The sequence below is a fragment of the Bacillus sp. DTU_2020_1000418_1_SI_GHA_SEK_038 genome, assembly GCF_032341175.1.
Taxonomy (GTDB): Bacteria; Bacillota; Bacilli; order Bacillales; family Cytobacillaceae; genus Cytobacillus.
Genome location: NZ_CP135435.1, coordinates 1,195,533 through 1,206,508, shown reverse-complemented (window position 1 = coordinate 1,206,508; position 10,976 = coordinate 1,195,533). Strand labels below are relative to the sequence as shown.

Sequence of the window (10,976 nt, the reverse complement as noted above, 5' to 3'; positions counted from 1 at the left end):
CGAATTACGCTCAGACATAAAGCTAACTCTAATGCATCCTACTCTGCCTACATTTCTTGTGCAGCATACACGGAGTTAATTCCTCTATTTCCCAGAAAACACAGGTTTTCTTTTTTGCATAAATGCTTCGATGCCTTCACGGTGGTCAGCTGTTAATCCAGCCGCTCTCTGTCCTTGTGCTTCGTGCTCAAGGTAGTCTTCAAAAGATAGTGTTGAAACCGCTTTCAATGAACGTTTGATTAAACCTATTGCCTTTGTTGGCATAGAAGCGAGACGTAAAGCAAAGTTACTTACTTCCTTCTCGAAAGCCTCCGCTGGGATCATCCGATTGGCAAGGCCAATTTGAACTGCCTCGGCAGCTGGCACTTTTTCGCCCAATATAGCGAGTTCTGCCGCCTTTGCCTGACCAACAAGCTGATTTAGAAAATAGAGATTGCCAGAGTCTGGGATGAGTCCGACATGGACGAAAGCATTGATAAAACTCGCTTTCTCTGACACTAGTCTAAAGTCACATGAGAGTGCAAGGGAAAAACCTGCTCCGGCAGCTACTCCATTTACCGCCGCAATTATCGGCTTTTCACATTGTCTCAATTGTTTAACCATCGGACCGTAATGGTTTCTTAATACATCGCCATGATCCATACTTTCATCAACTTCCGATAAATCTTGGCCGGAACAGAACGCACGCCCCTCGCCTGTAATAACTATGCAGCGAACTTCATCGTTCTTTGAAGCATTTCTTACTGCTTCTGTAATTTCACGGTTCATTTGCGCTGTAAACGCATTGAGTTTGTCAGGCCGATTTAAATAAAGCCAGGCAACCCCATCTTTAACGTCATAACGGATCGTATCAAACATGCAATATGCCCCCTTAATAAATCTATATAAAATCCTCAACTATATAACACCTTTATAACGTTATTGTAGTTTATCGTTATACTAATTGTAAATATATTCAGACATTTACAAAAAAACTTTTTCTATTTCCAGTTTGCAAACAAAATAAATGGAGTGAAACCGTAGCCCACTCGATAAAATGAATGGTTAAGAAGATTCTTATGCATGCCAATACTTGAATAGACGAAAGAAGATGGGCAAAAAACTCTCATATGTTCTTATCATAATATGAATGTAATCCGGTGATAATTAAGAAAAGAAATATTTAGGAGGATTCCTCATTGGATATATCATGGATGGCTTTTATGATGATCATATTAGCAAGTTACCGCTTAACACATTTAATCGTTTTTGATAAGATAGCTGAACCTTTAAGAAACCTCTTTTTAACGAAAAAGGAAACACGAGATCATGAGATCAAAAAGGTTCCTAAGTCCATGATTGGTTACCTTTTAACCTGTTATTGGTGTACAGGAATTTGGTCGGCAATCCTGCTCTGTACAATGTATCTTTTTCTACCCACTATTGCTAATTATATTATTTTCATCCTTGCCATTGCAGGTGGACAAGCCATCTTAGAAACGTTTGTTGGGGTAAATATCAAAAGAACAGAATTGTATAATGAGCAAATAGAATATTGTACAAAGTCCAAGCCCCCAGTACAGTAATGTTTTAGATACAGAAGAATTGGACTTTGGTACAGGTATATTATCTCTCAATTGTAATCCTCCCCTGCTTATTTGAGTAAAAAGTTTTGGTAAATGAATAAACCCCTGCATTTTGTGAGTGTTCAATGAACGCTCAACATTTTCAGGGGCTGCCAATCAATTGTAAAGGTTATTTAACTATGAAATGTAATTTAGATGTTATTTACTTGTCTCCAAGTTCGAACTAGCCCATCTACAATGGGCTCAATGACATCCATATCTTTAAAGTATCCTGTATGAGATAGTGGATTCCAACTCGTTAATAAACCACCTACATTCACTTCTCGATCTTCGTTAACTGCGTTTTGATAACTTTCGTCTACAGGTCTAAGCGGGAAGCCTAAAACATCGTCTTTGTCATAAAAATTTAACCATTCACCTTTTAAGCTAGGATAATACTTTTTGAGGTTTCTAGAAGGAATATTAATCGGGCGGTTAAAGTTATAATAGCGTAAACTCCATATCGGGAGGGTCGTTCCCATTGTATAAAATAAGGTTAAAGTATCCCCTTTTTCCAAAGGTGAAGATTCATTGACAACACAGGTAAGATCACTTTTTTTAAATTGTAAATCGTAAAAATAGTTACTGGCAATGACAGAACCTAGACTATGAGAGATGACACATAAAGGGGCATGATCTCCTGCCCTTTTAGCGAGAATGTTAAGTCCTTCTCCAACTTTTTCATGGACTCTCTCATAATTTTGCTTTACCGTCTCGACCGGTTGATAGGCAATGGCATCTCCTAGATAAGTTATAAGGAATTTTCTTAGTCCCAGATAATTTAATTTATTGTTCTGAACCATTTTTTCAAATAGTTTGTCCTCTCTATACGTAAAAATGGGTGCCCAATGTATCGCTTGAATCTTAAGATAGGAGACAGGGTCTTCAACTAAATGCTCCAATTTTTTTGCAAATAAATTATTGATCAGTGCGATCGTTTCCTTAGCAAAATCCTCCTTTTGACTACCCATTCCATGAATAATGGCTACAGCTAGTTTTTTATGCATTTTTCCTCTCCCTTTAAAAATAAATTTTACACATTTGTAAATTATTTGGCATACAACAATGTATTCAGGATTGGACAGGTTTGAAAGGATATTTTCACCATACAACTAAAATATTTATTTTTTGTTTTATCAGGAGCACTTAATCCTAATTTAATAAAACAAGCCCATGAAATGTTACATGGATAGCAGTTTTAATGTACAATACAAATAATACCACTTCCTTAAAGGAGGAGCATATGAAAACTTTAATTCGGGGAGAAAAGTCTAAATTGGCCGACTTCACCCCTTCTACACAGCTTCAGGTCGAAGTAAACGTTGCTTCCGGTTTCGAAGTCGACATTACATGCTTTGGGTTAAACGATGACAAAAAAATTGCCGATGACCGATATATGATCTTCTATAACCAGCTGCAATCACCTTATAATGAAATCCAGCTACAATCCCATAACAACGGCAGCGGAACTTTTTTAATAGATTTATCCAAGCTCCCGCCAACTTCTCGATATTTAGTATTTACAGCAACCATTGACGGAAATGGAAAAATGGGGATGATATCTTCCGGATCTTTTGTCGTCAAAGCAAACGGTCAACGAATTATGGAATACTCTTTTCAGGGTAAAGACTTTAATAATGAAAAAGCAGTGATTATATCGGAAATTTATTATAAATCTCTATGGAGAGTTTCTTCTGTTGGACGAGGCTTTGATGGTGGACTAGCTGCCTTATTGAAGGATTTTGGCGGTGAGGTGGCCGAAGAGAGTTCACAGCAGCCTGCACCTTCGCCAGTTACACAAGCAGCAACAACTCCTCCCCCACAGCCAGTCAATCATAAAAGAATCATGCTAGAAAAGAAGATGGAGCAGCAGGCACCAAAAATTTTGGATCTTTCCAAAAAAGCAACGGTCAGCTTACAAAAGGTTGGCTTACAAAACCATCAAGCAAAGGTTGCACTTTGCCTAGACATCTCTGGTTCCATGGCGAATCTGTACCGCACTGGAAAAATTCAAGAATTTGCAGAAAGAATATTAGCCCTCGGTACTCGTTTTGATGATGACGGTTCCATTGATATTTTCTTATTTGGGGCAAAAGCTCATGATGCTGGAGAATTAACGATTGAAAATTTTTATGGCTTTGTCAATCGGTTAATTAAACAATACCCATTAGAGGGCAGCACGTATTATGGAAAAGCAATGAAAACAATCCGCAATCATTACTTCGGTTCATCGGAAAGACGGAATAATCCCCTTCCTAATGACATATCGGTCTATGTAATGTTTGTAACTGATGGAGCGACCTTTGATGAAAAAGAAACGATCAGCCATATTCAAAGCTCATCTTACGAACCAATTTTCTGGCAATTCATGGCAATCGGGAAGTCAAATAAAGGGACAAAAGCCAGAGGATTCTTCAGAGCATTTCAATCCGACTTTTCCTTTCTAGAGGAGTTAGATCATTTAACAGGACGGTATCTCGATAATGCTAACTTCTTCAGTGTAGAAGATCCGCAAATGATTTCCGACCATGAGTTATATGATTTGCTAATGAATGAGTATCCGGGTTGGGTTCGGGCTGCTTCTGCCAATGGGTTGATTCTTAGGGAAACTAGCAGAGTTCGGTAAATGAATTTTTCTTATCCGAAAAGCAAAAAGGGTAAACACGGCTCACGATTAGCCATGTTTCCCTTTTTAATTGTACTAAAAATGTAATGAGCTATTCAAATATCGGCAATGTTACTATAACCATCAGTAAATACAAAATGGCAATATAATTAACCGAATATAGAAACATGACCCGTGCCCATTTCTGGTCATCCTTGACGAAAAATCCCCTTATACTAATGACTAGCCACACGATATTAAGCAAGGTAGCAACGACAAGGAACACTGTTCCGAGCGGAGCTAAATAAAATGGCAGCGGCAGCAAACATGCTACATATACAAGAATTTGCCGCTTCGTCATAGAAAAGCCATGAACAACTGGCAGCATGGCTACACCTGCTGCTTTATACTCATCATGTTTCCTCATCGCAATGGCAAAAGTATGCGGCATTTGAAAAATAAATAATATCAGAAAAAGAACAATTGGAATGATATGAATGCTAGACGTTATTGCTGCCCACCCAATTAAAGGCGAAACAGCTCCAGATATACTTCCAATGACTGTATTCAAAGTGAATTTCCGTTTCGACCACATCGTATACAAAATGACATAAGTAAACCATCCGATAAATGCATAAAAGGCCGCTTCAAGTGTGGTAAAAAAGAGAATGAGGAAACCTAATATGGAGAAAGTAATCCCCATTATTAAGACAGCCTTTAAAGTAATATGGCCTGTAACGGTCGGACGGTTTTTCGTTCTTTCCATCACTGTATCAATATCTACATCAAACCAATTATTAATAATAAGTGCTCCCGCCATAACAAATGTACTGCCAACCATAATCAGTAAAAATAATGGAACGTGCTCCATAAAGGATTCATTTGTAAAATACAGCGCTAACCAGAATCCGGTAAACACCGGCAGAACATTAGCTATTAATACATTCGCTTTAAAAAGAGACCTTAGGTCAGACATGAAAGACTTCTGCGGAGAAGGAATTCCATCCTTACTCATCTTACATCCTCCCCCCCATAACTTAGTTCAAAAAATAAAGGCAAACCCACTTCATATATCATGCATGTCCATCCCACTGCTTTATTAAAGAAGGCTCGCAATCTAAATATTAACACACTTTGCTTACAAATTCGAAATTCAACAAACAAAATTCTACAAAAATTGCGATTTAGGCGGCTATTGATTTTACAGCCCGTCATGTTCGCCATTCCTTAGGAACTTAAACTCCTTTTTTGTTAATTTTTCTTCATGTCATAGCCAATAATAATAAAAACTTTGACATTCAAATGGTAATCATGTAAATTACTATGTGGACGAACGATCATTCAATGTCCAAACTTTAATATTCGTTTTTAGGGGTGTAAAACATGGAAAACGTATTTGATTATGAAGATATTCAATTAATTCCGGCTAAATGTATAGTGAATAGCCGTTCAGAGTGTGATACAACTGTATCTTTAGGAGGACATACATTTAGACTGCCTGTCGTTCCTGCAAATATGCAAACAATTATTGACGAGAAGATTGCGATTTATTTGGCTGAAAACGGTTACTTCTATATCATGCATCGTTTTAATCCTGAAAAACGAATTTCCTTTATTAAAGATATGAAGGCTCGTGGATTAATTGCTTCTATTAGTGTAGGTGTTAAGGAAGAGGAATATGGATTTATTGAAGAATTAGCACAAGCTGAGCTTGTCCCAGAATTCATCACTATTGATATTGCCCACGGCCACTCTAATGCTGTAATTAATATCATTCAACATATTAAAAAGCACTTGCCGAACAGCTTTGTGATTGCAGGGAATGTTGGTACACCAGAAGCTGTAAGAGAATTAGAAAATGCTGGTGCAGACGCAACAAAGGTTGGGATTGGACCAGGTAAAGTATGTATCACGAAAATCAAAACTGGTTTTGGAACCGGCGGCTGGCAATTGGCTGCATTACGCTGGTGTGCAAAAGCAGCTAGCAAGCCGATTATTGCTGACGGTGGCATTCGTACACATGGAGACATCGCTAAATCTGTTAGATTCGGCGCAACAATGGTGATGATTGGTTCGTTATTTGCTGGTCATGAAGAATCACCAGGTGAAACAATCGAGAAAGACGGAAAGCTTTACAAAGAATACTTTGGTTCCGCTTCAGAATTCCAAAAAGGCGAAAAGAAAAACGTTGAAGGTAAAAAGATGTATGTTGAGTACAAAGGGCCTTTACAAGAAACATTAACTGAAATGGAACAGGATCTTCAGTCTTCTATTTCTTATTCTGGAGGAAGCAAACTAAGCTCCATCCGCAATGTTGACTATGTTATTGTAAAGAACTCTATTTTTAACGGTGATCGAGTTTATTAATCAGATCAAAATAAAATTGCTAACTCTGCTTTGAAAAAGACGGAGTTAGCTTTTTTTCTTTTATTAATAGAACGAAGCCGGGGTTTCGCAAATAACTCATGGAGTTTCGCAAACAAATCATCGGGTTTCGCAAACAACTCATCGAGTTTCGCAAATAACTATCGAGTTTGCAAATAACTCATTGGGTTTCGCATACAACTCATCGAGTTTCGCAAATAAGATTCAGTTCGTAACAGTAAGAGCCATTGAATAAAAAGGAAATAACACTTATAATTGAGAATGAATTTCAATTCAGACCATATTTCTCAGTATAATTTTTTCAGGAGGTATTTAGTTGCTATTACGCTTTTTTTCTTATTATCGTCCTTATAAATGGTTGTTTATCCTTGACTTTGTATCAGCAATTATTGTCGGCATATTAGAGCTTGCTTTTCCTTTAGCCGTAAATCAGGTCATTGATCGGCTGCTCCCCGAAGGAAATTGGAGCATAATTTTATTAGCATGTGCTGGACTGCTGCTGATTTATCTTCTTAATACGGGATTGCATTATATTGTTACATATTGGGGGCATAATTTAGGAATCAATATTGAAACCGACATGCGCCAAAAGCTGTTTACGCATATGCAAAAGCTTTCATTTGGATACTATGACAATAATAAAACAGGACATAGCATCTCACGGCTAACGAAGGATCTTGAGGAGATTGGAGAAGTGGCCCATCACGGACCAGAAGATGTATTTGTTGCCATCATGACACTTATTGGCTCTTTTGCCTTGATGGTCAGCATTAACTGGAAGCTTGCGGTTATATCATTTATCGTCATCCCTCTTCTGATAATATTTGCGATTTATTTTAATAAAAAAATGACCAGAACCTTTCGAAAAATGTTCCAGGATGTCGCGGAAATTAATTCTCGAATAGAGGACAGCATCGGGGGCATTCGCGTTGTCCAAGCGTTTGCAAACGAAAAGTATGAGCAGAAAAAATTTAAAGAAAACAACGAGAATTATCGTCTAACTAAGCTGCAATCGTATAAGATTATGGCGCAAAATGTAATGGCTAATTATTTGTTTATGAGAACCATTACTCTTTTTACCTTATTATTTGGAACGTTTTTTGTTATATCTAATGAATTAACTTACGGAGAGTTCGTTGCCTTTATCTTGTTATCGAATATTTTGATCGGCCCTATTCAAAAGATTAATGCGGTTATTGAAAGTTATCCGAAGGGAATTGCTGGATTTAAGCGATATACAGAAATTATCGACACGGAGCCTGATATTGAAGATTCCGAGGATGCCATCGAGATGGAGCTTGCTGGAACAATTCAATACAACAATGTTTCTTTTGGTTATGAAGGTAATCAAACTGTCTTGAATAACATTAATCTATCCATTCAGCCCGGAGAAACTGTCGCTTTTGTTGGCCCATCTGGTGCTGGAAAAACTACCCTTTGCAGCCTCCTTCCGCGATTTTATGAGGTTCAAGACGGCTCCATTTCTATTAATCATATAGATATTCGAGATATTAAACTATCATCCCTGCGCAGTCAAATCGGTATTGTCCAGCAGGATGTGTTTCTATTCTCCGGAACGATTCGCGAAAATATTGCCTATGGGAATTTAAATGCGACTGATGAGGAAATCTTAGATGCTGCTGAAAAAGCAAAGCTCGATGACTTCATCCGAAGTCAGCCGCACGGACTTGATACGGTTATTGGCGAAAGAGGCGTCAAGCTTTCCGGCGGTCAAAAGCAGAGACTCGCCATTGCCCGAATGTTCCTTAAAAATCCGCCTATTCTAATCTTGGATGAAGCTACATCCGCCCTTGACACAGAAACAGAGGCAGCGATTCAAAAGTCACTGGAGGAGCTCACAGAAGGCAGGACTACGCTCGTTATTGCCCATAGATTGGCCACCATTAAAAATGCTGATCGAATTCTAGTTGTAACGGAAGATGGAATTGCCGAGCAGGGCAACCACCAAGAACTGCTGGAATCCCAAGGAATATACAGCAGACTGCATCAGGCTCAATTTAGTTGAGAAATAAATTTAAAAGCCTGACTCGCTTATCACAGCTAGAGTCAGGCTTTTTACTTCTTACTTCTAATTAATAGAGTAAGGTTACTTAATGTATAAAGTCTGGCCGATAAGATGAATAAATCATCGATATTTTTTCTTACATACTCCTCCATTATATTTAACCCCTTCTGAAATTCATCCACTAAATAGTAAGTGTACTTTTCATCCCATGAAAACCGGTTTATCCTCTGGAGTTCTTCTGCAATGATTTGGAACTTAAACTCATCTATGAGAAGTTTGATTTGATACAATTTGTCGGGATTAGGATAAACACTATTCTTACTTTCGCAGCTTTTACGAACATATTTAATAAATGCAACGATTTGTTTAGCAAGCATATTCGCTTTTTCCATTTCTAAATTGATTTTCATTTTCCACTCCCCTTATTATCAATAACTTAATTAAGAAGAGTGTATGAAAATGGACACTATTATAAAACTCATTTATTTGTGCCACATTGTGAAAGAAGGGTAACAACGGGCCGATACACGAAATGTATCAGCTGTTCAATCGGTATACTGTTCACCATTTACATCACGATTGGACTTACTACTGCGGATATTACGTACTGCTAATGAACATTATCCCAATATTTACCTATTTAACTATGCACTTATGTAAAATTCAATTATAATTACGCTAGATAAATAATTTTAATCGGAGAATTAATATGATAGTGAGAACTAAACCTTTAAAGATCAAACTTAAAGAAACGCAAAATCCTCTCGAAGATTTTATGCTCATACATAAAAAGGATCATTATATTGTTACTAAAGAAGTCCTATTTGTAAGATATATAGGTATTCCAAATACCATCCAACTTTACACTGAGAATATTCTTAAAATGGACCGATATTTTTCTTCAAGTATGCCAGTTCCAGCTTACGTTCGACTTCACGGACTTGAAAGGATATCAAATATAGATGACATTAACAGACTAGAAAGGGTTTGGGATAATTGGGAAACAATCGTGAATAATTCCATCACTGATCCTAGATTGCTGTATCAAACACCTTTATGCACACGATTAGATAACGATACCCTTGAATGGACTAAAAAGCTCACCTTTTTAGAGATTCTCTCCATGTATAAAAAAGTCCATCCACATTCCAATCCCACTATATTTAAAAACTTTGTTGTTAAATTTTTGAACTGGCTGGAAATCTATTTGCCTAAGCTATTTAATGGCATGAACGTATTTCCGAAAGTTATTTTTAACGGTGATATTAAGCATCATGAACTGTTATTCTTATACTTCTTATCTCGACTTGGCTGTGATATATGCTATATGAATCCAAAAGAGGATATTATCCATCTGAGTCCTGAAGTGGAAAAATACTCAACATTGTATAGGTGCAGCACCCTACATACAAATCATGTATCCATCCCTGATTTTTCACCTGTACAGATATCGGGGCCTGCAACCTTGCCTTCAGCACCAGTTAATATTTCTCAGCCTAAGATTTTAAATTCTACAAATCAAAACGAAAATCCACCAAAAGCTGAGGAGTTCAGTTATGAGGAGCTGGCCGGTCTATCAAGCTCTGTTGTCATGATTAAAAGTTATAATGAGAATAATGAGATTTTTTGCAGTGGCTCTGGTGTAGTCATTCACAGCAAGGGATATATCTTAACAAACCTGCATGTTGTCGCGGGCGGCCATCTTTATTCAATTCTTTACGAGAATGAAACACAAGAATATATAACTAGTAATCTCATTAAATATCATCAGCAATATGACCTGGCGATTATTAAAGTGGATAAAGACTGTCTACCCCTCACGGTTAAAACAGATGGGCAATTAGTTCGGGGCCAGAAGATTGTTGCCATAGGGAGCCCTTTAGGGTTATTTAATTCCGTTTCCGATGGCATTGTTTCCGGATTCAGAGATATTAATGACATCCCCATGATCCAATTTACTGCTCCGATTTCCGATGGAAGTTCAGGGGGCGCATTGCTGGATATGTATGGGAGACTAGTGGGCCTAATCACTGCGGGCTATGATAAAGGGCAAAACTTAAATCTAGCAGTGCCTGCTGAAAAAATATTTCAATTTGCATTGAACTTTATTGAGCACAAATACTAGCTTTGAATTATTTTGAAGAAGCATGAGAAACTTCCTCTTGCTTCTTTTTTGTTCCAAAATTTGATGTCAGCAATGTACATATCCATTTTATTAATATAGCGTTCTTTCATAGTCTCAGCGAGCTGCCTATTAAGAGAACACTTACGGATACTTCCGACAATTGTAACGATCTTCATGATTTATTCCTACCTAAGTTTTGTTTTCATTTTGATTATAATGCCTTTCACCTAA

At 37.5% G+C, this 10,976-nt stretch carries 9 protein-coding genes; 5 read left to right on the top strand and 4 right to left on the bottom strand.

The window, feature by feature from the left end:
• Nucleotides 1–84: 84 nt before the first annotated feature.
• Nucleotides 85–858, bottom strand: a complete 774-nt coding sequence (locus RRV45_RS05965; protein WP_315667875.1) for an enoyl-CoA hydratase-related protein — start codon at nt 856–858, stop codon at nt 85–87.
• A 335-nt stretch (nt 859–1,193) separates the two neighbouring features.
• On the opposite strand from RRV45_RS05965, the gene RRV45_RS05960 reads away from it, so the two are divergent.
• Nucleotides 1,194–1,565, top strand: coding sequence for a DUF1360 domain-containing protein (locus tag RRV45_RS05960; RefSeq protein ID WP_315668945.1), 372 nt, complete (start codon nt 1,194–1,196; stop codon nt 1,563–1,565).
• A gap of 191 nt (nt 1,566–1,756) precedes the next feature.
• On the opposite strand, the gene RRV45_RS05955 is transcribed toward RRV45_RS05960, so the two are convergent.
• Nucleotides 1,757–2,611 carry a chemotaxis protein gene (locus tag RRV45_RS05955; protein WP_315667874.1) on the bottom strand — a complete coding sequence of 285 codons (855 nt, stop codon included), beginning with the start codon at nt 2,609–2,611 and terminating at the stop codon, nt 1,757–1,759.
• A gap of 236 nt (nt 2,612–2,847) precedes the next feature.
• On the opposite strand from RRV45_RS05955, the gene RRV45_RS05950 reads away from it, so the two are divergent.
• Entirely contained in the window at nt 2,848–4,230 is a 1,383-nt protein-coding gene (locus RRV45_RS05950) for a VWA domain-containing protein (RefSeq protein ID WP_315667873.1), read from the top strand.
• 91 nt (nt 4,231–4,321) lie between these two features.
• On the opposite strand, the gene cyoE is transcribed toward RRV45_RS05950, so the two are convergent.
• The gene (cyoE, locus tag RRV45_RS05945) at nt 4,322–5,224 is read right to left on the bottom strand and encodes a heme o synthase (RefSeq protein ID WP_315667872.1); all 903 of its coding nucleotides are present in this window, start codon (nt 5,222–5,224) and stop codon (nt 4,322–4,324) included.
• Nucleotides 5,225–5,592: 368 nt separating this feature from the next.
• Between cyoE and guaC the strand changes: the two genes are divergently transcribed.
• The gene (gene guaC / locus RRV45_RS05940) at nt 5,593–6,576 is read left to right on the top strand and encodes a GMP reductase (protein WP_315667871.1); all 984 of its coding nucleotides are present in this window, start codon (nt 5,593–5,595) and stop codon (nt 6,574–6,576) included.
• Between the two features lie 334 nt (nt 6,577–6,910).
• Nucleotides 6,911–8,620 (top strand): ABC transporter ATP-binding protein, encoded by a 1,710-nt coding sequence (locus RRV45_RS05935; protein WP_315667870.1) that lies wholly within the window; start codon nt 6,911–6,913, stop codon nt 8,618–8,620.
• A 50-nt stretch (nt 8,621–8,670) separates the two neighbouring features.
• Here RRV45_RS05935 and RRV45_RS05930 read toward each other — a convergent pair whose 3' ends face one another.
• A complete protein-coding gene (locus RRV45_RS05930) occupies nt 8,671–9,030 on the bottom strand; it encodes a hypothetical protein (protein ID WP_315667869.1) in 360 nt (119 codons plus the stop codon).
• A gap of 299 nt (nt 9,031–9,329) precedes the next feature.
• Here RRV45_RS05930 and RRV45_RS05925 point away from each other — a divergent pair, with 299 nt between their 5' ends.
• Nucleotides 9,330–10,745 (top strand): trypsin-like peptidase domain-containing protein, encoded by a 1,416-nt coding sequence (locus tag RRV45_RS05925; RefSeq protein ID WP_315667868.1) that lies wholly within the window; start codon nt 9,330–9,332, stop codon nt 10,743–10,745.
• Nucleotides 10,746–10,976: the final 231 nt, after the last annotated feature.